Annotated in this window: 14 protein-coding genes; 8 read left to right on the top strand and 6 right to left on the bottom strand. The window is 45.1% G+C overall.

Annotated features, from left to right (window positions below):
* Positions 1-18: 18 nt before the first annotated feature.
* The 3 genes from CJD36_RS11245 to CJD36_RS11235 form a co-directional block, all read right to left on the bottom strand.
* Positions 19-7,488, bottom strand: a complete 7,470-nt coding sequence (locus CJD36_RS11245; protein WP_161499282.1) for a T9SS type A sorting domain-containing protein — start codon at positions 7,486-7,488, stop codon at positions 19-21.
* A 704-nt stretch (positions 7,489-8,192) separates the two neighbouring features.
* Positions 8,193-9,053, bottom strand: a complete 861-nt coding sequence (locus tag CJD36_RS11240) for a helix-turn-helix domain-containing protein (protein ID WP_240609338.1) — start codon at positions 9,051-9,053, stop codon at positions 8,193-8,195.
* Between the two features lie 68 nt (positions 9,054-9,121).
* Positions 9,122-10,045: a glycosyltransferase family 2 protein gene (locus CJD36_RS11235; RefSeq protein ID WP_105039269.1), complete on the bottom strand. Its 924-nt coding sequence runs from the start codon at positions 10,043-10,045 to the stop codon at positions 9,122-9,124.
* Between the two features lie 163 nt (positions 10,046-10,208).
* On the opposite strand from CJD36_RS11235, the gene CJD36_RS11230 reads away from it, so the two are divergent.
* The 8 genes from CJD36_RS11230 (at position 10,209) to CJD36_RS11195 (ending at position 17,738) form a co-directional block, all read left to right on the top strand.
* On the top strand, positions 10,209-11,702 hold the full coding sequence (locus tag CJD36_RS11230) for an Ig-like domain-containing protein (protein ID WP_105039268.1): 1,494 nt from the start codon (positions 10,209-10,211) through the stop codon (positions 11,700-11,702).
* 65 nt (positions 11,703-11,767) lie between these two features.
* Positions 11,768-12,244, top strand: a complete 477-nt coding sequence (locus CJD36_RS11225; RefSeq protein ID WP_161499281.1) for an energy transducer TonB — start codon at positions 11,768-11,770, stop codon at positions 12,242-12,244.
* A 54-nt stretch (positions 12,245-12,298) separates the two neighbouring features.
* Positions 12,299-12,727 (top strand): energy transducer TonB, encoded by a 429-nt coding sequence (locus CJD36_RS11220; protein ID WP_105039266.1) that lies wholly within the window; start codon positions 12,299-12,301, stop codon positions 12,725-12,727.
* A 43-nt stretch (positions 12,728-12,770) separates the two neighbouring features.
* Positions 12,771-13,202 (top strand): energy transducer TonB, encoded by a 432-nt coding sequence (locus CJD36_RS11215; protein WP_105039265.1) that lies wholly within the window; start codon positions 12,771-12,773, stop codon positions 13,200-13,202.
* 262 nt (positions 13,203-13,464) lie between these two features.
* Positions 13,465-14,253 carry an SDR family oxidoreductase gene (locus tag CJD36_RS11210; RefSeq protein WP_105039264.1) on the top strand — a complete coding sequence of 263 codons (789 nt, stop codon included), beginning with the start codon at positions 13,465-13,467 and terminating at the stop codon, positions 14,251-14,253.
* Between the two features lie 249 nt (positions 14,254-14,502).
* On the top strand, positions 14,503-15,918 hold the full coding sequence (locus tag CJD36_RS11205; protein WP_105039263.1) for a tetratricopeptide repeat protein: 1,416 nt from the start codon (positions 14,503-14,505) through the stop codon (positions 15,916-15,918).
* 160 nt (positions 15,919-16,078) lie between these two features.
* The gene (locus CJD36_RS11200; RefSeq protein ID WP_105039262.1) at positions 16,079-17,452 is read left to right on the top strand and encodes a DUF5723 family protein; all 1,374 of its coding nucleotides are present in this window, start codon (positions 16,079-16,081) and stop codon (positions 17,450-17,452) included.
* A gap of 7 nt (positions 17,453-17,459) precedes the next feature.
* The gene (locus tag CJD36_RS11195) at positions 17,460-17,738 is read left to right on the top strand and encodes a GNAT family N-acetyltransferase (protein WP_105039261.1); all 279 of its coding nucleotides are present in this window, start codon (positions 17,460-17,462) and stop codon (positions 17,736-17,738) included.
* A gap of 95 nt (positions 17,739-17,833) precedes the next feature.
* Here CJD36_RS11195 and CJD36_RS11190 read toward each other — a convergent pair whose 3' ends face one another.
* The 3 genes from CJD36_RS11190 to CJD36_RS11180 form a co-directional block, all read right to left on the bottom strand.
* Positions 17,834-21,724, bottom strand: a complete 3,891-nt coding sequence (locus CJD36_RS11190) for a choice-of-anchor Q domain-containing protein (RefSeq protein WP_105039260.1) — start codon at positions 21,722-21,724, stop codon at positions 17,834-17,836.
* A 138-nt stretch (positions 21,725-21,862) separates the two neighbouring features.
* Positions 21,863-24,028: an LruC domain-containing protein gene (locus CJD36_RS11185; RefSeq protein WP_105039259.1), complete on the bottom strand. Its 2,166-nt coding sequence runs from the start codon at positions 24,026-24,028 to the stop codon at positions 21,863-21,865.
* Between the two features lie 153 nt (positions 24,029-24,181).
* Positions 24,182-26,434, bottom strand: a complete 2,253-nt coding sequence (locus CJD36_RS11180; RefSeq protein WP_105039258.1) for a patatin-like phospholipase family protein — start codon at positions 26,432-26,434, stop codon at positions 24,182-24,184.
* Positions 26,435-26,757 lie beyond the last annotated feature (323 nt).

The following is a 26,757-nucleotide window of genomic DNA, read 5'->3' as shown; positions in this document are numbered from 1 at the left end:
AAAGGCTGAGTTTATTTTTTAGTTCTTAACAAATTTCGCTGAAGCAAACTTCACACCATCGTGGTAGCAATTGATAAAGTATACTCCTGAAGCCAGATCTGCTACACCAATTGTTGTTTTGTTGTTAACAAGGTCTTGTGCATTCAGCGTTTGACCCAGCAAATTTACAACTTCTACTTTGTATTTACCACCTGGTGTATTATTTATTTCCACATTTACGAATTGATCCGCAGGATTAGGGAATACTTTCATCACACCCATGCTACCGGTTACATTGGTAACACCTGTTGGTGCATTGTAGTAAGTCTTCTGCATACAACCGTTATGTGTAGTAATTACGAAGTAGTATTTACCGGTAAAGTCTGGTGTTTCTTCTCTGTAGTTCTGGTTAGTTTCACCTGCAAACAGTTCAGAATCCAATGTAGACCTGTTGTCATAACCCCACTGGTATGTATCCTGATCATATGACAGACAAACGAAGTCGCCATTGAAATAGATCACTTCCGGCTTATCAGACACCGCAGTGGTTACGTTCACAGGGAACGAATCCTTTGCAGGGCAATTCAGACCAGGGATAGTTGCAAGTAAGTAAACAACCGCACTACCCGGAGCGGTAAAGTTAACCAATGAGTACTGACGTGTGCTGCCTGTAGCCCAAACCTGTGCTCCTGTAGCAAACCATGTGTAATTAACACCGGCTGGTGGAGGAGTTGCAGAACCAAAGTTCTGATCCATTGTCATAGAACATACTTCAGAAGGTGAGTGTGTTGTGATCAAAGGCACAGCAGGTGTAGGGTTAACTGACACTGTCACCGTTTCTACGTGGGTAGGACAACCAGGATAACCAATAGTGTAGTTATACAATACAGTTCCACCTGCTGTTGCCGGACCGGTATAGATCAGCGTTTCATTGATGCTGTGTACACCGTTATTAGTCGGATTAGAAATATTTACAGCTACAGGGCGAATCCAGGTCGCATTTGCAGGTGTAGTAGACTCTATATCGATGTAAGTAAATGGAGCACCGCTACAAACCGTATCAAACAATGGGCTGATGAGGTGTGGTGTAGGCGTAACAGAAACCTTCACTGTATCATTAGCGCTACATCCGTGCAATGTTGATGTGTAAACATATGACGTAGTAACAATAGTATTAACTGTATCATCAAGATACTCTGTAGAACTGCCAACACCTGCATTCGCAATATTTGCAAGACCGGTTATTGTATCCCTTGTCCATGCAAATGTTGAACCGAGTGAATCTGGGACCGCCGGATATGTAAACACAACACTATCACAGGTAGTAGCCGTCAACGGACTCACCAGGTGAGGCGCATCAAATACCCTGAATGTGAATGTTGTATCATTTGGTCCGCAACCATTGGTTGTAGTGTAGGCTATTACAGCCGCACCAGAACCTAACGCTGTTACCAAACCTGTAGCGGGATTGATACTTGCAACAGTGCTACCAGAAACTATAGACCATACACCACCTGCTGCCGCAGCAACTGTATCATACAGCTGTGCAGTACCCGGTATACATGAAGTATCTTGTCCGTAGATATAACCTGTTGGAGACAAGCCACCCACGTTTACTGTGAATGAAGCAGTATCAGAACCACACGCACTTGTATCTACATAATAGATATCAACAGAACCGGCTGCATTACCTGTAACCACACCCGATGCATCAACAGTTGCGATAGTCACATCGCTCGTTGTCCAATAATCACCAAATGGGAAGTTAGTATTTGACAGTGTATCGGTTGTACCCACACAAAGCGCAGGATTACCGGTAGTAACACCGGCCGCCGGGCCAGGCACTACTGTTATTACCTTAGTTGCCTGAACAGATCCGCAGAAACTTGGTACTGTAAAAATAATGGTAGTGGATGTGAAATCCGGGAAAGCCGTTGCCATACCTGTTGGTGTAGTAAAGATTGACGTTCCACCGGTAAGTACAGACCATGTACCGTTATAGGTTGTATCACCATTGGCCAATGTATCATACATCTGGAAATCAGGCGAAGGGTAACAAACTGTGCTAGGTGCAACAATTGTACCTGCAGGCAATGGAGCCTTTATTTTTATTACTCTTCTCGCTGTATCAAATCCGCAGCTGTTAGATACTCTGAAAGTAAGTGTATCCAATCCCGCAGCAGCACCTGTTATTGTTGTTGGAACAGCACCGGTACCTGTGATAGTTGCATTAGCATTTGAGAAAGACCATACTATTGTCAAACCGGCAGCAGGAGCTGAAGTAACATTTGGAGTCGCTGTCTGCTGCAGGGTAGAAGTTATACAAAGTGAATCCAAACCTGCAGGGTTACCACCACCGGTAGTAGTGATAGCTGAGGCATTTGGTGTTACCCTGATATTTATTGCATATGAAGCTGTATCCGTATTACATACGTTAGCTACAGCATACTTAATTGTAGCTTGTGCCGACGGATTTGCACCCGGAGCAGGAGTACCTAATGAACCAACTACAAGACCGGTTGGATCAACGTTGGCCACTGATGTATTTGTTGAGAACCATGTACCATTGGCATCACCTGATGTTGTAAAGCCAAATGGAACACCTGTACATAATGGTGTATTACCTGTTATGAAACCAGCTGTCGCAGCATTTCTAACGGTAATTACTCTTGTAGATGCAATTGGTGCACCGCAACCGCTATTCACAGTGTAGCTGATAGTAGTAGTACCACCGGCAACACCATTGATGATTGCAGGACCTGTTGCAGGCAAAACAGTAGCTATCGACGTATTCACACTAGACCATGTACCCATAGTAGATGTATCATTGAATACAAGCGTACCACCGATACATACGGTATCAAAGCCTGCACCTGCAGGGCCTGTTATAGGACCAACAACTACGTTAGCCTGAACTGTATCTATATGTTTAGCTACACTATCCGGGCAACCCGCAGCAGATACTGTATAATAGATAGTATCTACACCGGCGGCAAGACCAACCACGTTTACCGTAGTAGGGTTCGCACCGGTTAAGTTAGTTGTAGCTGCGCTGAACCTTGTCCAGATACCGCTTATCGGACCTGAGTGTGTAAGTGTTACAGAAGCACCAGCACCTATACACTGACGTGTAGGACCTGTGATCGTACCTACTGACGGTGCAGCATTTACGTTGATCGTGAACAGATCGGTGATCGGTGTCTGTGCGCAACCATACATGGTTGCCGTAATTGTTGTATTCGCACCTGTAGCTATTGCACTAACACCCGCAGTAGTAGCGGTAGTACCGCTTATGGCAACAACCGCCGGGGCTGCACTGCTCCATGTAGTATAATATATACCGGTTCTGCTATCTGTCAATGTCTGCGATGTGCCATTACACATGTTGGTATTACCGGAGATAGAGCCTGCACTTGGTGTTGTACCAATTGTATCTGTGTATGAAGTACTGTCAGATCCACATGCATTGGTAACTACGTAATGAATATCAACATTACCATTCGCTACACCTGTAACCATACCACTACCTGTTACAGTAGCAATAGCAGGGTTAGTAGTATGCCATGTGAATGACCCTGTTGCAGGAGCTGCTGCTGTCAAAGACAACGGACTACCAATACAGATCCTGTGTGGACCTGAGATCGGTGAGGCAACCTGAGGATCCTGAACATTAATTGTAAACGTGTTGGTAAGCGGTGTTAATGAACAACCATACAATGTTGCAGTTATCGTTGTGTTCACACCCGCACTTAGTGCGTTGGCAACTGCAGTTACAGAACCAGATGGCGCAACCGATACCACAGTTGGTGCTGAAGTAGTCCACGTAGAATAATAAATATTTGATGTGCTGCTTGTTAATGTCTGAGCAGTACCGTTACACATGTTGCTACCAACAGAGCCGGTAATGACACCTGAAACAGGATTTGTACCTATTGTATCGGTATATGAAGTACTGTCAGATCCGCACGCGTTGGTAATAACATAATGTATATCAACATTGCCATTCGTTACACCCGTAACCATACCTGAGCCATTAACCGTAGCGATAGCAGGGTTAGTAGTATGCCATGCGAATGAACCTGTTGACGGAGCCGCAGCTGTCAAAGACAACGGGCTACCAATACAGATCCTGTGAGGACCAGAGATCGGGCTTGCTGTCTGTGCAGGCTGCACATCTACATGGAGCGTATCATATATGGTCTGACAACCATTAATTGCAAAGCTGATGGTAGCTGCACCCGCACTTACTGCGGTTACCGCACCTGTAGCGGCATTTACAGTTGCAACTGGTGAAGAACTACTCCATGCAGTGCTGGTTGAACCGGTAGAGGTGACATCTGTAAAGGTAACAGTCTGGCCTATACACATTGGTGACGCACCTGAAATGCTACCATTAGTAGGGTTAGCAGAAACTGTATCTAATTTGAATGTACTGTCTGAGCTACATGAGTTAGTGATCACATAGAACATAGTATCCTGTCCAGGCGTGTTACCGGTTACAATTCCTGTTACTGCATCTATTGAAGATACAGCAGGGTTGGTAGACCTCCAGCGGTAAGTATTACCAGCCGGTGCTGTTGGAGATACACTTAAAGAGATAGTATTAGATGCGCCTGTACAAACTCTTGTAAGGCCGGAAATTGGTGGCGCAAATGATAAACCTGTTACAGCAATTGGGAAATATGCAGTGTCATTACCGCAACCGGTGATCAATACATACCTAATTGTATCAACACCTGCTGACAGGCCGTGAACAACTCCAGTTGCGGATACTGTAGCAACTGCAGGGAATTGGCTTGTCCATGTTCCACCTGCGACACCACTCAAATTCAAAGTATCATTAGTGCCTGCACAAAGGGAATTCGCACCTGTTATAGTACTGTGCGGAGGTGTACCTGCAACTGTTACACGTATTGCTTTGGAGATCACATTCGTATCTGCAAGCTGAACAATATAATAGGATACTGTATCTGTACCTGGGGTAGCAGAGTTGACAGTAACTGAAGTATCCGCATTTCCACTCAGGGTAATATGACCATGGTTGGTTACTCTCCAGAATGTAATTGTACTGTCATTAGTACCATGATGCGTATGAACGAACTGTGTTGATAAATTACACATAATACTATCTGCTACTATAGCAAAAGTATCTGGCTGTGGATATAAACGAAGAATTGTCAATCTTGAGTTAGGTGCTGTACCACGGCTTACCACCGCGATATCCGGTATGTTATTACCATCTATATCGCCAACAGCCGGGCAAACTGGTCCTACTGCACCACCTAGACCTTTAACTACTGGTGTGCCAAAAGAATAGGTTGTTGCGCCGCCTGCGTTTTTATGAATGGAAATAGAACCACTTGCAGCATTGCTGTTAATAATATCCAATTTACCATCTCCATTTATATCCGCAAGCGTAAGTGCAACCGGTGTGATACCCGTGCCCAACGTAGCACTCGTATTTAAACTTGTATCCTGTGGATCAAACGTCAAATTAGAGCTAGAACTTGTATTATGAAATACTACTATTTTGTTATATTGGTTAGATGTTAACAGATCCGAATCTGTTACTGCAACAACTAAGTCTACCTTACCATCATTATCAAGATCGCCTATTTTCACCTGCTCAGGATATCCTGTCAAGCGGACTGCATAATTATAGTCGCCAGGGCTAGGAAGTGCAGTTGAGTTGCCTGGAGTTACATTTGAGTTGTGTGCAGCACGTGTACCTGTTGGATTACCCGCCGCTGTTGATATCATATTAGGTGCAGAAAATAATATTGCTCCACCCGGTATAGAAATATTTCTGAATAAATTCAATTGCCTTTTATGGTGGTCAGACACTACGATGTCCGCTGCACCATCTGCATTCATATCTCCTGCTGCCAGGCTGATAGGCGCAGAGAAAGTATCATACATAAATACAGTAACCGCGGTATCAAATGACGTTACACCCAGATCTACAGTAGGTGCATAATTATAATTATTTTTGAACATGATCAAACGACCATGTTTCTGATCATCATTGGGTGTAAAGCCACGCACAGTAGCGGTATCTCTTACACCGGTCATAATAGCAGCAATGTCCGGTCGGCCATCTCTGTTAAAGTCAGCGATAGCAATTTCATCGGGCAAAATACCTGCACATGCCAGATCGAACCTTGTAGCGAAAGATAAGCTACCAGATGTAGATGTATTTCTCAATACAGAAACCTGTGCCGCACCTGCACCAGCTGTAATAATATCCAGCTTACCATCACCGTCCATATCCGCAAGTCTGCAGCTTATTGGTGCCGCAGAAGTTTTGAAAGTTTTAGGCGCCGCGTAAGATAGTTGGTTTACCCTTCCGTAAATAGAATTATTTCTGTACACAAGTACAGAATCCAAACCGGTTGAAACAACAACAAGATCGGGCTTACCATCACCGTCAATATCACCATATTCTACCGAGTATGCGCCACCGCCAGCGGTGTTTGCATTGAAAATGTTATATTGAACGTTAGGAGCGTAAGTATTTGTGTAAGTAGCTTTAATAAATGAAGTGCTGTCAAATACCGGCTTTGGCGACGGCATAATGAAAGAAGAAAGTCTCGAATTATTATCCAAAACATATATTGGTGCATTAGTTGCACCGTTCGGCACATTAACAGTAAGCGTAGAAGTTGTTGCGGTTACCGTACCTGCCTTCACTGCACCAAAGTAAACAGTATAGTTACCTGCTGTGGTATTAAAGTTAGACCCGTTGATCACAAATGGCCTACCAGGTATCAAACTAGACACGCCACTAATGCTACCCAATGTTGGCGCAACATTCGTAAGTACGGTAATCGGCGTTGTAGCAACACCGTCAGCACAGGCACCATTAGAAACTGTATATGATAATGTTTCATTTCCGGGGAAAGTTCCTGTTACTACACCTGAGGCATTAACAGTTGCATTTGAACCCGGAGAAAGTGTCCATGCAGTAGTATAAGCGCCATATGCATCAAAGCTGCTCGTGAAATCAGTACCGGTAAATGATATCTGTTCTCCAACATGCACCGAACTGTATGTTCCTGTAATACTTGGAACCATTGAGTGTACCAGGTGAACATTGATACGAACCGTATCGGTAGAGGTACCATCATCAATCATTATTTTGAATGACCTTATACCATATGCACCCGCACCATAACCACCAAATGTAGTTCCTGAGGGAGATAACGTACCAGTACCAGACGGCACAGTAGTTGTCGCAGAAACTGAACCCGTTGCTCCTGCTCCTGAAACAAGGAACGGACCGGTAGCTACAGTTATGTTATCTGTGCCATCAGCATCTGTGAAATGCAGTAGATTGTCAATGCTAAAAGAGGACACCGATGAGCAAACGGTCGTATCTATGACATGACGAGCAAAAACAGGTGCGGCGGCCCTTGAGGTTGTTCCTTTCATCACAAATATCATCGCTAGCACAAAAGCAAATGACCTGGTCAAATGCTTTAACCGAAGGAATGGGTAATTTTTGCTCATAAACGCAGAGTATTTTTTAATCATGTTTACAATTTAATGTACCAGTTACTCACAAAGCCAAAAGTCAATATCAACAATTCAATTTTTAATAAAAATTTTACCTTTTACAGCAATTGATCTCACCGCGGATCATAGACCCACCTGTCAAAATATAGTATTAACGTGACAAACATAGCGAAAAGGTTTCATTCTAAAAAGCTTATACTCGTTCAACGCTTGTTATTGAGTAGTTAATAGACTGTTAATTAGTTGATTTAAAATCACTATAAGTGCAAAATTTCACAAAAAATTTAACAAAAAATCAAATGCTCATTCCGTTCAAACGCCCTATTATGAAGGTTTTCAGCACTAATTCACATAAAAAGCCAAATTGTGGAAAAGTATTTTATCGGATAAAGTAAATGAACTGCATCTTAGTAGCTTTTTTTATTTGATCACCAAAATTTAACCTCCAATTCATCTTATTTATACCACCTGACATCCAGTCGATTATAAATACACGCTATTTAGTATCTGTATTAATGTAATTAATTGACAGTTAATATTTTTGAGGCTCCTTTTCACAGCTGCTCTGCCATCATTTTGTATCACAACATGCTGGTTGTTGGGCGCTTATTTTAGCTGCTTAGCACGAGATCTCTTCTTTGCAACTTTTAACAGAAAACGAATATTCTCACCCTTTTTCTCCCCCATAAATAACCACCCTACGACAACAATTCGCAAGGCTTTAGTCCCGTCACCCGCTTAAATGCCGTACTGAAATGCGATATGCTGCTATAGCCAAGTGTTAACGCCACGTCGGTTACAGATATACCCCGCACCTTCAACATATCTTTAGCCTTGTTTATTCTTATCTCCTGTTGGTACTCGTGTATCGTCTTTCCTGTTAGCGCTTTAAACCCCTTTTTCAGATAGCATTCATTCATAGCCACCATTCTAGAAAGCTCCCTTATAGTAGGTGGCCTGCCATCGTTACGCTCTATTATAGTACAGGCTTCCAATATCTTCTCGCGCTCACTATCATATGCCAGAAAACGGCAGGCAGGCACTTCGGCAACAGTTACAGGTTTACTTATGTGCCTTAACGCGGCATCCAGCAGACCGGCCGCCTGGCGGCTGCGCAATAGCAAGCCGGTAAAAGCGTCTCTTGGTTCGGCCAACCTCAGCTCATTGAGCAAAGTAGCAGAGCTACCCTCTATTGAAAACTGAAGTACAGCTGTTTTCTTAGTTGAAAAATAGGTATTCCCTGCAAGCGCTTCTTCAGGAAATTGATCAAAAAAAGATGGGAAAAATTGAATGGAATAAGCAACAGCACTCTCTGTGGTGGTGTCGCTGTAGGTAAGGTAGCACAGCTGTAACGAAAACTTGGTATCGTCTATCGGGTATACATACAAGTTGCCATGCTCTTCTGGCTGGTCGTCTTCAGGAAATGCAACATCTACCCATGTAGCGTGTATATGCTCATTGATCTTTATCTGCTCAGCAATACCCTTCCGGGCATCCGCACCCAGAAAGTTATCCAACGGCCCATGTTGCCGCTCTCTTGTATCAGCTACTTTACCCACTATACAAAAATAAGCGGCTTTGGCGTGGCAACTATCAGCCGAAAGTAAAATCTAGAATTAAATCTATATTACCTCGCACCGTTAGGATCAATAAAACCGGCTATTACCCACCATCTGAAACGCTCCAGCATGTGAAATTTACTCCACTGCCCCCTTATAAGAAACCCAAAACCATAGACAATAGCGTATCCCCACTTGGCCACATACTCTACAAACTTTTTTATCTGTGCGCCGTTTTGCCCCTGCAACCTCAGGCGCTCTCCCCCACCTATCCCCTTACTGTGGCGACGCACATAATTTTTGTCAAACTTATTGGCCTCTACCGCATGTAGCACGCTCATACCCGGCAGGTAGTACACCTTGCAATCTGCGGCCAGTATACGCTTATAGATATCTTTCTCCTCATTGGCCAGTAGCCCTGTGCCACTTCTGCCTAGCAATGTATTAAAATAGCCCACCTTGTCAAACACTTCTTTCCTGAAGGCCATATTGGCACCGCAAGGATAGCGCTCACCCGTAAGTTGCTTTACCGCAGGCCCCTGATCAAATGAACCCACCAAGCCATTGAAATAGCGCGAATACCAGTCGGGCACACCGGTAAGAAAGCGTGGTGTGATCTTACCCCCTATCGAATAAACATCAGGGTGCTGGTCAAAAAATGTAGCTATCCCCTCCAACCAGCCCGGCTGTGCTTCCGAATCATCATCCAGGTAAGCCACTATTTCCCCCTTTGCCTCTCTGGCACAACGGTTGCGCGCAAAAGCAACACCCTGATTAGTTTCTATATAATAACTAAAATTATACTGCGGATGCTCCTGCTTATACTGTTCCAGCAGTTCCTTTGTGCCATCGGTGCTGTTGTTATCCACAACTATCACCTCCAGCTGTTTGTTATCATACCCCTGGTTGAAAATACTCTCAACAGCTTTGATAACAAACCTTGCCCGGTTATAAGAACAGATAACAGCAGATACCTTATAAGGATAATTCATGTGGCGCAAATTTACTACATATACCTGTTAAAGAAAAAACAGCAAATCACAAGGCAACAATACTTGAACTCATACACGGATCTCATTCTGTATTTCACTAATACATTAACATAAGCTATTTAGTGGGTTGTTTCATTATCTTGCAGCCAATATCACCTAAGCTATGAAGCAATTTACTTACATCCTGGCAGTGCTTGCACTTATTATTGCAAACTTAAGCTGCAGAAGAGGCACTAGTACTACAACCACTATCAGTACTGCCAAAGGGGCATATTTAACAATTCAACCGGGCGCGGTAGCTACTGAACCAGGTAAAATAATTTCCTACTCTGCTGTCATTATTGACAGGAATGGAAATGTCATCGTGCCAGACAGCGTCAAATGGGCTATGTGGGCATTCGATTACGTAGGTGACTTTTCAAGCAGTACAGCTACAACTAATTTTACCGTTACCCCTCTGGCACGGAACTCAACTTTTGCTTTGATCTATGCGTATGTGAAAGCCGGATCCAACAATCTTGTTGCCAGCGCACCATTGCTCGTGTACGAACGCAAAAGTCTGATAGTCACGCCATCTGTTATATCACGAGCCTTAAGCGCGGGCAATTTACAGCTACAAACCGCATATCTTGGTGGCGGAACTGCCAATATTGGTTATCGTACTTCAGACGAATCTGTAGCCTCTGTCAGCATTACAGGAGAAATAAGCTTCCACAAAGCAGGCTTTTGCTTTATTACCATCACCACAGACTCCTTTTACGCGCAGGACTTCGTAAACGTACCCGTATATGTTTCTAACCCTACAGATACTGTTGTGCCTGTCACAAGGGTGCAACTCAACCCCACAGGCAAGCAATTATTTATCGGAGAGACGGCTACATTTACAGCCAATGCACTCAAGGGCAAAAACAACGAAGTGACCGCACCATTCACCTGGTCAGTTCAGCACCCGGAAATTGCCACGGTTGAAGCCTCCGGGCAAGTGACTGCACTAGCCAATGGTAGAACTATGATCTATGCAATGGCCAGAAACGTGTATGGCGAAGCTGAAGTTAATGTGCTACCCGATACTGTCATTAACATGCTGAATGTCAACACGTCGTATGTGGAAATTTACACTTCACGAAGCAAACAATTTACAGCTGGCGTGTATGCTGTAAACCGCGTAACTAAATCCCCCAATCTGATACCCGGCTACCCGGTTACTTGGGCTATACCCGACACCAGCACTCACAACGCCACTGTAGATGTCAGCGGACTGGTTTCGGTAAGCTACCTCGCCCTTTTCAATTCCCAGGTAACATTATTTGCGAAAACCGCATCAGCAACTATTCCTCCGGCTATTGCACACATCTATATTAGAGAGTGCGAATTTGATAGCGTAGCCACCCCCCCTGGGGTGGTGAGTATTTATACCGGTTATATGTCGCTGGCTCTGCATTTATCAGGGACAAACACTATGGCTTTGAATGCTGAGGCGCACAATGCAATCAATCAGGTGGTTCCAGGGGTGGCGCTTCAATATTGTTCCACCGACAACACAATATGCGCAGTTGATGCCAATGGAATTCTTACCGCACTGAAACCAGGCAATGTAAACATCACAATTCGCGCAGGAATGGTAGGCTATACGGTGTACGTAGATGTGGCAGAATAACAATGCTATAAAGACCTCTTATTATGGAATATCTCCAAATCCGTATCTTTATAAAAACCACGCAAATGAAATTCCTGGTATTTATCCTCTCCATTGCCATTACTACGGGCGCTACAGCACAAACTAAAAAGAAACAACCTGTAAAGCCTGTGGAGAAGCCCCAGCCTGCCCCACAGCAAGCTACCGGAATCGAACCCGGCATAGCCGGAGCACCAAATACACCTCCACCTCCGCCGGCCATTTACCAATATGTAGAGCAAATGCCTGCTTCCACTGTAGATATCGCTGATTACATTGCTAAAAACCTCCGCTACCCTGACAGCGCACAAAAAGCCGGCATACAGGGCCGGGTTATAGTAAGATTTGTGGTAAACGAAGATGGTACGATCAGCGATATATCGGTTGCCCGCGGCATAGGCTACGGTTGCGACGAAGAAGCCATCAGACTGTTCAAAAGCATGCCGCCCTGGAAGCCGGGTAAGCAAGGCGGAAAACCAGTCAAGGTCATGTTTACGCAACCCCTTACATTCAGACTAGAGTAAAAAGTAAATCAGGTAGGACTATCTTTGCCCCCGATCACAAAACCCTTGGTATATATGAAATATTTATTCTTAGTCGCTACCCTGACCATCTCGTCGGTTGCATCTGCACAAACCACCCCACCCGGCGGCGTATCAATTACCCAGGCCGGCCCTAAATCGCCGGACTCCAACGGCAAAACCGTCTATTCGTTTGTAGAGGAAATGCCTGGCCCTTCGGTAGACATTCTTGAATTTCTGGCCAAAAACATAGTCTATCCCGACAGCGCCAGAAGGAGAAACATACAAGGCCGTGTAGCCATTCAGTTTGTAGTAAACGAAGATGGCTCGCTAAGCGACTTTAAAGTAGTTCGCGGCCTTGGCTACGGCTGCGATCAGGAAGCCATAAGGGTACTGAAAAGCATGCCCCTTTGGAAGCAAGCTAAGCAAAACGGGAAAGCTGTTAAAGTGCTTTATACACAACCTATTACCTTTAAATTGCAATAAAATCTGTCGCTATAGAAAAACCAACCGGCCACAAATAGTTTTTATGAAATACGCGCTGCTTATCCTGTCGTTAGCTCTATCTACCTGTGCAATGGCTCAAGCCACCGCCCCAAGTACGCAACCAGGCGTATTGCCAATAACCCCGGTTGAAACCAAAACAGCGGATTCGATCAATAAACCGGTCTATTCTGAAAAAATGCCGGTTCCTTCTGCCGACATTCGTGGGTTTCTCGCTCAAAACATAGTTTACCCCGATAGCGCCAGAAAAAATAAGATACATGGAAAAGTAACCATACAATTTGCGGTCAATGAAGATGGCACACTGGGAGAATTTAAGGCCAAACGCAGCATAGGTTACGGCTGCGAAGAGGAAGCCATAAGAGTACTGAAAACAATGCCCCCATGGACACCAGGCCTGCTTAATGGCACACCCGTAAAGGTCTACTACACGCAAAGTATCAACTTCGAATTATAGTCTATTAATAGCCAACATAGTTATCCAAAATAAGCAAGCCCTGAAAGAGCGACATCAATAGCGATGGGTTTTAACCCATCGAACGAGAACACCCAAAAACACAAAGCCCTGCAGGGGCGACATAACTGTGTAACAAAACAACTGCAACTCTTTGCGTTCTCCTACTCCTATCCTCTGTCCTTTGCGCATCTTTGCGCCTCATCTTCGCGCTCTTTGCGTGAACCTGCATCACGCCTTCACTTTTCCTCTTTATCTTTACCCCATGCTTTCACAGGATCTCACAGGAAAAACCGCCCTCGTTGGCGGCAGCACACAAGGTATCGGATTGGCTTCGGCACAGGCTATGGCAGCCATGGGCGCACGTTGCATACTCGTTTCCCGTAATGAAGAAAAGCTAAAACTGGCCGTGCAGACCCTCGACACCAAAGCAGGCCAACAACACGGCTACCTTGTGGCCGACTACTCTGACGTAAATACTGTAAAAACCGCCGTAGAAGGGTTCGTAGCCAACAACGACGTACACATACTCATCAACAATACCGGCGGCCCTGCAGGCGGACCTATAACCGCTGCGAAGCCTGAAGATTTCCTCATGGCTTTCCAACAGCACCTTATCTGCAACCAGATCATATCCAATCTGGTAACCGCTGGAATGAAGAAGGCTGGCTATGGCCGTATCATCAATATCATCTCTACATCCGTTAAAATCCCGTTGAAGGGCCTGGGCGTGTCCAATACCATCCGCGGCGCAGTAGCTTCATGGGCAAAAACAATGTCCAATGAGCTGGGCGAATTCGGCATAACCGTAAACAATGTACTCCCCGGCGCCACATCTACAGAGCGCCTCGATACCATCCTCAATAACAAATCTGCCAAGACCGGAAAGGACAAACACGAGGTAGAACAGGAGATGATAGACGAGATACCTGCCCGCCGTTTTGGCAAACCTGAGGAAATAGCTGCCGTAGTGGCATTTCTGGCCAGCCCGGCTGCCGCGTATGTCAACGGCACTTCTATTCCTGTTGATGGCGGAAGAACCGGCTCTATTTAAGTAAAAGGTAAAAACTTAAAATTAAAAACATACAGTTTATGCATCTATTGTAAATAACTGTTTGTTAATGAGCTGTAGCCAGATATTACTGTGGCCATATCCACATTGTAAAACGAAAATAAATTGATTTTCATCGTATTAAAGCACCTTTTACACTGTTAATATCCTGTGCATTTTGACATTTAGGTAACACTGACAGCTATCTTTGGCATACATTTTTCATTAACTTTACTACAAATCTCATGAATTATGTTTGATGACGACTATAATGACGACGACTGGGGTTCAATAGAGGATATTTTAGATAAGTACGAAGAAGTAAAAAAAGGCAATTCAATAAGCATACTTGACGAGGAAGAGTTTGAGAGCGTTATAGAATATTTTTTTCAGAATAGTAAAGAAGATGAGGCACTGCTGGCCTGCGATATTGCCCGCACATACTACCCCTTCTCTGCATCTATCCTACTGCTTAAGGCAGAGATCCTTACCCAGTCACAGAAATACGGCCAGGCACTCAAAGCGCTGGACGAAATGGAGCAATACGACAACAATAACCTTGATGCCGTACTACTGAGAGCTGATATCCTACTCGCACAGCTGAAATTCGACAGGGCAGCCCTATGGCTGGAAACCCAAGCCGAAAATTTCAGCGGACGCGATAAAGTAGAGATACTGCTCGAACTATCAGATGTTTATGACGAGGGCGAAGAGTTCGACGCTGTTTATGACACACTGAAACGTGTTGTGAAAATAGACCGCCGCAATGAAGAAGCCCTGCAGAAGATCTGCTTCTGGGCCGAGTTTACAGGCCGCCTGGAGGAGAGCATTACCATGCACACCCAGCTTACAGACGATGACCCCTATAATGCCCTCGCCTGGTTCAACCTCGGTGCCGCATATCAGGGACTGAAGATGTATGAAAAGTGTATAGATGCCTACGAATATTGCGTGGCTATCGATGAAAAATTCGAATTCGCCTACCGCAATATGGCCGACGCCTACATGCGCCTGAAGAACTACGACAGAGCACTGGAATCGCTTTCCAAACATATAGAAATAGCCAGGCCGGAAGATGTGATCTTTGAAGCAATGGGCTATTGCTGGGAAAAGAGAAAAGATTACACCCGCGCCCGCCACTACTACAGGCAGGCATCGCAGCTCAGTCCGCAGGATGATTCGATCTTCTACAAGATCGGCGAAACCTATGCCCGTGAAAAACAATGGGATAAGGCTGTAAAATCATTCTCCGTAGCCCTGCACCTCGATAAGGAGAACGCCACCTACTGCATGGCCATAGGCAACTGCCTTATGGAAATGGATGTAAAAAGCGAAGCCCTTGTCTGCTACCTGAATGCAGTACGCCTGAAGCCGGGCAATAAATCTACATGGATGGCGCTGATCCGTGGCTTGTTCCTTACCAAGTATTACGATGAGGTGATCACCCAGCTGGAAGTAGCCCGCGACCATTGCGGCGAAAAGGGTGACTTCAGCTACTACCATGCTGCCACCCTGTTCGAAATGGGTAAGGTGAAAGAAGCCATGCTACAACTGGAAAAAGGACTAAAAGAAGCCCCTAAAAAGATCAAGCTCTTCACAGACCTCAACCCCGAATACCTCCTTCGTGCTTCAGTTACCGAGCTGATAGCCCGTTACAAAAAGAAATAATACCGATACATTTTTATACTATCCCTTGTTTTTGAACCATCAGAAGCAAGGGATTTTTTGTTGAGGCGCTGAGAGATGTGGCACTCCTTAAAGGTGTGCCACATCTTGGGTTACTGCAATTCATTCGTTATCTTTATACTACATACCAAATCAGCATCTTATGAAAAAAATACTACTCTCTGTTTCTATCTTAAGTATTGCTGTTACTGCCCATGGGCAACGTTTCCTAGGGGTATCGTCAGGTAATTACAACACAATCAATAGCATGTACCTCAACCCGGCGAATCTGGGCGGATGCTCTGAAAAACTGAGTGTTAACCTGTTTTCAGCCAACATAGGTATTGATAATAACCTGGGCACCATTAGTTCGGTAGGCGATATAGGGAAGACTACCGGTAATGACTCCGGCGGTACCAATATCTTCAAGATCAACAGTGGCACCGGCAAATTCAGTATGATGGTACCTTCTGTAGAACTACGCGGACCAAGCGTATTGTACCGCATCAACTCAACACATACCGTGGCATTTACCACCAGGGTAAGGGCCTTTAATGAGTTCAACAATTTCGACCGCGCCTTATACACTTCTGTAAATAATCCCTCATCGGTAAACACAACAGCAGTAGCCTTCAACGCACAAAACTTCAACTGGACAGCACATGTATGGAGTGAATACGGCCTTTCGTACGGAGCAGCGGTACTCACAACAGGTCCCATACAGTTAAAAGTGGGCGCAACAGTAAGATACCTGGCGGGAATAGGCTACCTGGGCATTAAAGGGAAGAATCTGGATGTAAGTTATACCTCCGGCAGCGACTCTTTCCGAGCCAGCAATACAGACATACAATACGCCAGTAACATACAGTCACTGTCCGAGGGCTTTAATAACGGCGTATCGGCCTCTAAGATCTTCGGTGGCCCTTCGGGTGGCAGTGGTTTTGGTGCAGACCTTGGTGCTGTAGTTAGCTACAAAACAGGCAAAGAAGCAGCCGACTATACCATTTTACTCTCTGCTGCAATAACCGACATTGGCGCTATTACCTACAAAACCAGCTCATTCGTCAACGTATCGGGCAATGGCTATATAAAGGGATCTGAGCTATCGGAGAACGTAAAAAACTACCAGGACCTGAGGAACTACGCCGGCACAAAAGGCTTTTATGTAGACACCGGCACACAGAGCACCAAGGTGTATTTGCCTACCGCTATGGTCATCAGTGCCGATATGCACCTCTATAAAAAGTTCTATGCATCGGGCACGCTCATTGCCAATATGGCCAAAGATGCCAACTTCGGCAGCAAGTACTATAGCCAGTTCTCAATAATACCCCGGTTCGATACCCGGTTGATATCTGTAGGCTTACCTATCACTTACAATACCCTCAGCAAAACAATGCGTTTTGGCCTGGGTCTGCGTTTTGCAGGCTTCTTTATTGGTAGCGATGATATGATGGCTACCTTTAGTGGCACCCAGTATGGCTACAATTTCTACGCCGGTGGCATGATACCTATTTACAGAAAACACAAGAGCTAGTACCCCCATGGAGATCACCAACAACAAACGACAATTTCAATACGAAATAGCCCTGCCCGACGGCGAAATAGCCACACTTGAATACCGCTGGCTAAAGGGCAATATGGTGCTCATGCGCACGCTTGTGCCCGCAAAAGACCGCGGAAAGGGAATAGGAGCTACGCTCGTAAAGCACACACTGGATGCTGCTCGGACCGCCAACCTGAAGATAATTGTCTATTGCGGATACGTAAACAAGTTCATAGAGCGCCACCCTGCATATGAAGACTTAAAAAGCAGTCAATAGTATTTATCTATTAGTTACAAATTACTCCTTACACAATAAAAAATCCCGGCTACTTTAAGCAACCGGGATTCTAAAGTATTATTAAAAGACGAAGACTATTTCGATGCCTTCACTATTCTTTCTATTGCTACGCGTTCGTTAGCTGCATTCAATACTTCCAGCAGATATAAGCCATCGGGCAGTTCATTGATATTCATAACACCTGCACCTGATAGCGTACGCACAATTCGTCCGTCTACATTGTACAGTCTTGCTGATATCGCGTAGCTGCAATCAATGCGAACGGCATCTGTAGCCGGGTTAGGATATATCTGTACAGTATTCCCCGGCGTCACCTGTCCCAAACCGGTATTGCACGAAGGTGATGACAAAACCGTAACCACCAACGTTGCAGAAGTACTACCACATGCATTGGTCACTGCATAGGTTATTGTAGCAGTGCCGCTGTTCACACCACCAACCGTACCACCACTCACTGTTGCTATAGTAGTATTGCTGCTGCTCCAGGTTCCGCCGGTTGTTGCATCTGTAAGTGCGACAACAGATCCCGGACAAACAGAGTCAGTACCTGCTATTGCAGCGGCAGGCGCATTTACGCCCACATTAAATCCGCTTGACGTTGTGCCACACGCATTAAGAAGGCTATAAGTAACTATCACATTCCCTTGCAGCAATCCCGTTATCACACCCGCCGCATTTATACTGGCTACAGTCGCAGGGGCAACAGACCATGTACCACCCGCCACAGCATCCGTAAGCGAAGCGCTGCCACCTACACATATACTGCCAGCACCCGATATTGCTCCGGCGGGTTGTTGCACTGTTATCAACATCGTGTCTGATGTTGTACCACATGCGTTGGTAACAGAGTAAGTAACGATGCCGGTGCCAACCGCTATACCTGTTGCAGAAGCACCTGTTACGGTTATAACAGACGTGCTGCCGGTGGTCCAGGTGCCACCTGTTGTTGAATCAGACAATGATATACTACTGCCTGTGCAAACAGCAGAAGGCGCCACTATTTGATCAGCGGTCCGCTGAACATTTACCGTGTAATATGCGGAAATTGGTCCGCAGGAATTAGTTCCTGTATACTGCACCAACTCTGCTCCCTGCTGTAACCCTGTGAGGTGGCCGGAGGCATCTATAGTAGCAGCACCTGAACCCGAAACCACAGACCATGTACCACCTGTTATAGGAACAGAAAGAGATGTGACACCACCTACGCAAACAGTATCAGTGCCGGAAATGGAAACAGAATTTGTTTCCACATATATGGGAATGGTTGCGCTGGTGTAGCCACAAGCATTGAATATGGTATAAGTAACTACTGATGTACCTGCCGCTATGCCCGTAACCACACCCGTAGCTGAAACAAGAGCAGCAGTACCGCCAATAGACCATACACCACCTGCCACACTGTTGGTAAGGGTAATGATGTTGCCATAACATACGTGGTCCGTTGCCGCCCCAATAGCAGGAGCACCGCTCTGAACAGTAACGATCCTGTAAGCAGTATCTGTAAGGCAACCATGATTAACTATATACCTGATCCTTGCCAGACCCGCGCTAAGAGCAGTAACGCTGCCGGTAGCTGTTACTGTAGCTACCGCGGCATTTGATGTACCCCAGGTGCCACCGGTCGTAGCATCAGTAAAGGTTACAGTGCTCCCTACACACATAGAATCAGGACCTGTAACCGCCTGTGTTAGTATATTTTCATAAGCTCCCTTATCCACCGCACTACCCGACACTCTCATATTGCCCAATAAGTCGGAGGTGGTGAGGAAAGAAACAAGGCTTGTATTACCCGTATTAATAGCCGGACTGCAATTCTGCAATCTCAGGCCGTCATCAGCAGTCGCCCAGATAGCATCTGCACCAACAGGATCAAGCGCATTTATAAACAGTGGATCTGCTCCACTATATGAGTTACTGAAGGAACCGTAAAATCCTCCCAGGCTGCGTAAGCAGGTATCCTGCGTAGCAGTGCCACCAATATTACCATAGAAAATGTTATTGGCCATTTTATACACGCCTGCACTACCTATTGTTTTAATGGCACCACCATCACGCATCGCGCTGTCTTTATAAAAGGTATTGTTGACAATAAAGTGAGTTGAAGAACTAAGACACAACGCACCGCCGTCGGTGTTGGCCACAGCGGTCTTATTCCCAACAAATAAGTTATTGGCCATGGTATCCATGCCGCCCACTGTCATATCCATATACATAGCACCACCCGCACTATCAGCTACGTTGGCAGAGAAGGTATTATTACCTGCAAAGTTGTGTGGTGTATAGGTAAGACCCACAGGAGAGAGGATAGTGAAATAGAGACAGCCGCCATAAATTGCTGTATTTGCGGTGAACGTGCTGTTAGTCAATTTTAAATAATTATCCTGTATACAGATGGCGCCTCCACGTCTTGTATTATTACTGTCAAATCGGCAACTATCTATCGCCAGTTCGGTACGTTGGGCAGTAATTGCGCCGCCATTTGCCGCCATGCCACCTAGTGAGGCATTGCCGGTAAAAATGGTGCGATTAATAGTTAATACCCTGTCCCCGCTAAATATTGCACCCGCCTCTGCGGTACCATAATAACCATTAGCGCTGCAAAAATTATTATTAAAGTGGCTGCCAGTAATTTTCGCCTTCGTGTTCATGCATATAGCACCACCTCTCACATAGTTACTACCGCCACCTATCGCAACGTTTCCGCTAAAAGTACTGTTAACTACCGTCAGCAGGGAGTCGCCCGGATAACTTTCGGTGTAGATCGCGCCGCCCAATGCCTGGCTTAGATTATTTACATAAACATTATTACCACAAGCACTCGTGTCGTTGGTAAAGGTGCAGGATGTTAGGGTAAGATTAGTGGTCTGATTATAAATAGCACCACCATAGCTTAGCCCCGAAGTAACGGTACTGCCTCCATCACCGCCTATTGCTACATTGTTCGTAAAAGTAGTGTTGGTAAAGTTACATACTGAATTCTCCGTTCGTATGGCACCGCCATTCGCCGAACCGGATCCAAAACCGCCCTTACTTCTATTGCTTAAAAAACTGCTGTTCAATATATTTAATGTGCTGTTCAGCACCCATAATGCGCCACCCTCCACATTCACCGATCCGCCGCCGCCGGTAACCTGGTTTCCGGTAACGTCCACACTCTTCAGTGTAACATTTCCGTAGGCAATGTACATCGCTGCACCGCCCGAACCACCAAGGCCGTTAATGGTATTGTTGGTAAACCGGCATCGCTCCAGTACAACGTTCGATGCCCTTACGAGCATACCGGCTCCATGTCCGAATACGGAATACGAGCTGCTTGCATATACATAGGCTGCCCAGTTATTTTCCATCCTGCAATTCCTGATGAGTATCTTATTGTCATCGGGATTGGCATAAATGGTCAGACCACCTCCGCTGTAACGGTCTATAAATGCACTATTAAATATTTTACTCCCCAGCCCCGCAGCGCCACCGTTCCTTATTCTGAACCCATCAATAACTATACTATCGCTGAGGGCCGACTGACCTGCTATTACGCCTACATGGTAACTATTGCCACCACCCAGGTCACCATCCAGATAGCTTGGGTGAAGGGTGTCTCTTTGTCCCGGCGCTGTTTCTCCACCTGTGAAACCACCATATACCTTTAAAGAACGGCCTACACCATCACCTCGATAGAAAGTAAAGCTAGTGTCGCGGGTATCTACAAGTACCGTGCTCAATCCATCTATAGGTGTGTAGGTACCCGCGGCTACCCATATTTCTACAGCTGCGGCAGTACTCACGTTGGCCTGTGCCAGTGCCTTTGTGAGATTGCGGTAAGGAGCACCCCAACTAGTACCGGGGTTGATATCGTCGCCGGTAGCGGCGTTTACATAGTAGATGGTCTGAGCATTTACGGCATTTAAGGATGCAAGTGCAACGAGAAACAGTGCAGGCTTCACCCACGAAAGGACGCGGTTCAACATAGGATTTTACTTTTAATTTGTGGCAAATATAGTGCAAATATTATTTATGACTTTAACTCGTAGAGATACTGATCTTCAACTACAAACAAAACAGGCCTCCAAGAATGGAGGCCTGCTACTAAACAAAATACTTGATGATCAATGATTGTATAAATTGCTGGTGTTGCGGTAGTCGGCAGCAGTGTTGCTATACCAGTCGGCATAACTTGTACCACCCGACTCTGCCCACTGCCCTATATGCAGATACGCCTGTGTAATATCCTTCATCTCTACAGGGTAGTTGAATGGATTTACAGGTACGTCGATAGCGTATGGCAAACCTGTAGTGGTTACAAAATACCTGTTAGCGGCGGCTGATGAATTATCATCGGCAGTACCAAAATAGCTGGTGTAGCCAAGATCTGTTGGTGCATGGCCTGCAAGGTGTATTTCGCGGCCGCGGTTATTGCCCAGCCCATAGTTCCAAATAAATGGATTGTAAGGGTTAAGACCAAAGCTGCTTATTGAAGTACTACCTGCTGCATCAAAGCTAACGGTATAGTTAACGGTTGGAGAAGCAGTTGCTCCATAATAGGTGTTCCAGTTGGTCATTTGCGTACGCATATCACTGAACAGAATAACTACGGCCTTTGTCTGTCCGGCTTCAAGTGTAGCACCGGTTACGTTACTTACGTTAGCCGCATTTACCGGGAACTGCACACCAAAACCATTACCCAACTCACCACCAGTGGCAAGCAGTGTATAATTACCTATCACCTTCACCACGTTGTTGCCGGCATTGGTCACAACCTGGTAGCGATAACCTACTACTACGTCATTCAGATCATAATCGCCCTTTGATGGCCAGTTGTCTTCAAAGGCAACCGTACTGCCGCCTGTAGAAGATGGGTAATAGTTGTTATAAGCTTTTGTAGCATCAGTAGGATATTCATCATTGGCATCTGCTACGCCATCGCCATCACCATCGGGAACAGAAACGCCACCATTGCCTTCCATGTAACAGCTAGTAACCGGTATATACAGGCTGCAATCATTGGCAGCACCTGCACTAAGTCTTGCAGCAGGCACGGCAGTTGGTGCACACACTTGCAGCATACCCGTAAGAAGGGCACCGGTATTCATAATATTTACAGTGCCGGTTATCTTTAACAGTGATGTACTACCATAACCGGTTACATGAGAATTATCAAGAATGAAGTTATTGGTCTTGAACATCGCACCATTATGCATGGTCAGTTCGCCGCCACTGTTTATTGTAGTTGTGCCCGCCACTTTTATAAAGCTGTGATTCTTTACCAACGAGTTTAAGTTCATGTTGCCATTAATGTTCATCGCGCAATAGTTCATAAAGGCAGCAGTACCACTGTTATGATTGAAGTTGCCCGACACATTGAGTGTAGCATTGTTGGTAGCTACTAAAGCAGAGCTGTTATTGAAGTTGCCCGATACATTGATGATACCATTATTGTTGAATGTCTGTGCAGTGCTGTTGAAATTAAGGTCGCCTGTGCAGTTGAATGTGCCATAATTGTCAAGGTAGCCACCAACCGTAAACAGACCTGTAATAGTACCGTAGTTGATGATACGCACAGATGCATTGTTGTAGTTAAGACCCGATACATTAATGCTGCCGCCAGCAAGTACCAGCAGATTAGTATAACCACCCATATTCAGGTTCTGCAGGGTTACATTGGTACCGCAAACGCGTATAGTGCCACCTGTTACATTAGAGAAACCTACTGTAATGTTGCTACCAGTAATGCAGATCACCTCGCCTTCACTTACGTTAAGGTTGGATGTATTCGTTGTAATAGTATTGGTGCAACCAGTGTTACAATCATCAAGCGGAGTAAGATCTCTGTGTCCTGCCGGTTTAGCATCAAAGTTGGGATCTGTAGCACCTATGGACATGGTCAATGAACTGCCCAACGTTACCTTTTGCAGGATCATGGAATGATCGGGAGAGCTTTTCAGTACATATACCTCGCTCATCATCTTCGGAAGGTATAGGTTCACGCTAAATGCATTTGCTGTACTGGCAGATCCTCTTGCCATAAGCTTACCACCCGCAAACGGATCGCCATCATAGATAGAAATGGTATGGTGGGCAGTAGAGAATCTGGGGTCTGTAATGCTTATGTAAACAGGAATGGTATGTGAGTTCTCCCAGTTAAAACCGCTGGGAACAGTAATATCATTCACACTGTTATATACCTTGCCGTTTCCATTATTATTAGCCTTTTTCTTACACGATGGCGTAATAAAAAGGCAAATGGCTATGGCGACTAGTAGTATATTCTTCATATACAAAATTTTGATTAAGGACTGTAAAAATAGAGCTTTATATGCTATTTGGTGTTGTCTGTTTGTTATTAACCATTCATTATCACGTCGCTAAGCCAATAGTGAGTGGACTTTTAGGCATTTTCGATACCTTTTTAGGCCGCTTTCCATGCCTTATTTTTTGAGTAATTTTAGTAGGGTATCCACAGCTGCCTGGTTTTCTTTGTTATAAATAGACCAGTCAAGATCTTCCTTTTCTTTAGATGTAAGGTGGAAGTTCAGGGCTGCAGATGTTTTATTCTCTTTTGGTACATAGCAAAGGGTAATATAGTGCAACTTATCGTTCATAAAATAAGGTGTGTAGTCTTTAAGAAAACTGTGCTTGTAAGACTGGAACGCCTCCCATTTGTTCTGGATAACAAAAAACGGATCGGTGACCATATTGCCAAATGAAGATTCACTTGATGGCTCACAAACATCATACTCCCTGCTGTCGCGTATCTCCAGGAATATTGCCTTGCTCATGTTTTTGTTTATCCAGTCACGCATCACATACAGATATCTGCTGGCCACTTCTATCCCAAAGTTATCTCTTAGGCCAGCATCCATAATATTCATATACGGCTGACTGGGCAGGCGAACCACCGGCAGCACAAATGGGAAGGTAGCATTCATGCGCAATGCAGAGGTGATGCGCATATTGGTTGGGTTCTTCCCGGCGAAAAACGCACCATAGTCCACAGCATCAATAGGCGGAGTGGGGTCATTGAGCGAATATTCGGGCTGCGTGAGGTAACCGATCGGCAGGTTGCCCATCATTAGTTTACGGCCATCATTGATGATGGTACTGTTAATGAGTACCTGCGGAATCTGCCCCGCCGCTTCCCGCGGACCAAAATAGGCCAGGCTTTTGTCGAGCAGGCCATCGGTATTGGCTACCAATTCCTGCTCCAGCGCGTAACCCCTGTCGCGGGTGTAGGAATAACCGGCTATAGATATTTTATTAAATGGCGATATCAGATCCACACTTGCCAACGAGAAAATAATGGAGTTCAACAGGTCTTTCCCCATGTTCTCCTGGTACCTGGCGGCATACGGGTCTTTGAGCAGGCCCCTGTCGTGCGCGTCGTGAATGCTGCGCCAGTAGGTAGCGCCTATCATTCCGCCCGAGGCACCGGTAACCAGTACCGTATGTTTGAACAGCTCACCATGACTCATACTGTCTATATACTGCAGTGCATGAAATGTCCAGTAGGCTGAACGCGAACCACCACCACTGGTTGTAATGACCACTATAGCATTAGAATCGCCCGGTGCGGATAGTGCCTTCCATTTATCCAGCCTGCCTTCCTCTGTTTTCTTGTCGTCGGCAAACCTTTTAGGGGTAAACAGGCTGCGGAGCTTACTGTAATTGTATTGCGGTCGTTTGTCTATCTCTGTTTTGTAATTAAGGCCATAGGCTATACTCCTCAGGTCAAAGATCTTATATTTCACCATTACCGATAAGACAAGAACAAAAGCTATCCAACCAATGGCCTCCCAGCTTTTCATAAAGTACTTGAAGGCCCCAACAAAACCCATGATAATGGAGAACAGTAGCATAAACCCGGCACCCGCAGGAATTCTCAGCAGTGGTTGATCCATGTAAATACCCATGATCAGCAAGGCTACATAAGAGAAGAAAGCCGCGAATATTACATTACGGTGATGGCGGCTCATAATGGTGTTCAGCACCCGCGGATGGTACGGCTCCAGATCCGAGCTTTTGGCAATACGCATGTGCCCTGTGATGTAAGAGTGCGCCGGTATGATGTCTATTTCATAGTCGAGCGTATCATACGGTATTACTCTTCTTATACGCGAAGGTTTGGTAATTGACGACAGGAGCGATTTAAAAAAGTCTCTGCTCACCCTGAAGAAATAGGCAAAGGAAACCAGCACCAAGGTTATAAAACCAAGGTAAAAACCACTTTGCAGTTTCAAAATATCTGCCAGGTGGGCATGCTCATTGATGTACTGAAAGCGAATACTGGTGATAGAATAGAATACAAGAAATACTATAGGTATGATGGCATTATTGATACAATATACGAGGAATGCATGGCGGGTAGCCCCCATATAAGGCATTCGCTTGCTGTGTATGATAAAGGTGGTGATGTGCCACGTCATCATAAATACGCACATGGCGCTACCCAGCAGAAACATACTCATAAAGTTGATCTGGCCCAGATACTCGGGGGCCAGCAACAGCGATGATGCACCAAAATGTGCTGCAAAATGGCCCGATACCGTAAGTGTAACTATAAGCCAGAAACTGAGCAACAACTGATACTTACGGAAATGCAGTAATACCAACTGCACCGGCAGAAAGTAATATACGCTTCTGAAAGCATGTTTGAATTTATGTGGTATGGTCCTGTAATTCAATCTCTTTTATTTTGAGCCACCTGCCCGCTGTACTATGTAATTAAAGATATGGCTTTCCTTTCTGCTAACGTAACTATACGCCCTGTTATTCTCTATTTCACCGTTATTATTTCATGAATCCTCTTAGTTATGGGAAAAACCTCGGTTTATCACTGTGCTCTTTTCCTCCAGTTAGCTGAAATACAAAGCGTTATGGTAACAATGACTGTAAATATTGATATGTAAATAGCTATTAACTAATCTCATTAATGAATAATTAACACACTTTAGTGGCGAATGCGACCTGAATTAATTCTACTTATAGTACATTTGCAAATATTTTT

Source organism: Flavipsychrobacter stenotrophus (assembly GCF_002954265.1).
In the GTDB taxonomy this organism is placed as follows: domain Bacteria; phylum Bacteroidota; class Bacteroidia; order Chitinophagales; family Chitinophagaceae; genus Flavipsychrobacter; species Flavipsychrobacter stenotrophus.
Note: the sequence above shows the minus strand (reverse complement) of the source record. Positions and strands in the feature narration are given on the sequence as shown.

Coding starts and splice junctions, on each gene's coding strand:
- CJD36_RS11225 (WP_161499281.1), top strand. CDS start 11,768: ATGAAATTCCTGGTATTTATCCTCTCCATTGCCATTACTACGGGCGCT.
- CJD36_RS11215 (WP_105039265.1), top strand. CDS start 12,771: ATGAAATACGCGCTGCTTATCCTGTCGTTAGCTCTATCTACCTGTGCA.
- CJD36_RS11245 (WP_161499282.1), bottom strand. CDS start 7,488: ATGAGCAAAAATTACCCATTCCTTCGGTTAAAGCATTTGACCAGGTCA.
- CJD36_RS11235 (WP_105039269.1), bottom strand. CDS start 10,045: ATGAATTATCCTTATAAGGTATCTGCTGTTATCTGTTCTTATAACCGG.
- CJD36_RS11230 (WP_105039268.1), top strand. CDS start 10,209: ATGAAGCAATTTACTTACATCCTGGCAGTGCTTGCACTTATTATTGCA.
- CJD36_RS11190 (WP_105039260.1), bottom strand. CDS start 21,724: ATGTTGAACCGCGTCCTTTCGTGGGTGAAGCCTGCACTGTTTCTCGTT.
- CJD36_RS11205 (WP_105039263.1), top strand. CDS start 14,503: ATGTTTGATGACGACTATAATGACGACGACTGGGGTTCAATAGAGGAT.
- CJD36_RS11220 (WP_105039266.1), top strand. CDS start 12,299: ATGAAATATTTATTCTTAGTCGCTACCCTGACCATCTCGTCGGTTGCA.
- CJD36_RS11195 (WP_105039261.1), top strand. CDS start 17,460: ATGGAGATCACCAACAACAAACGACAATTTCAATACGAAATAGCCCTG.
- CJD36_RS11185 (WP_105039259.1), bottom strand. CDS start 24,028: ATGAAGAATATACTACTAGTCGCCATAGCCATTTGCCTTTTTATTACG.
- CJD36_RS11200 (WP_105039262.1), top strand. CDS start 16,079: ATGAAAAAAATACTACTCTCTGTTTCTATCTTAAGTATTGCTGTTACT.
- CJD36_RS11210 (WP_105039264.1), top strand. CDS start 13,465: ATGCTTTCACAGGATCTCACAGGAAAAACCGCCCTCGTTGGCGGCAGC.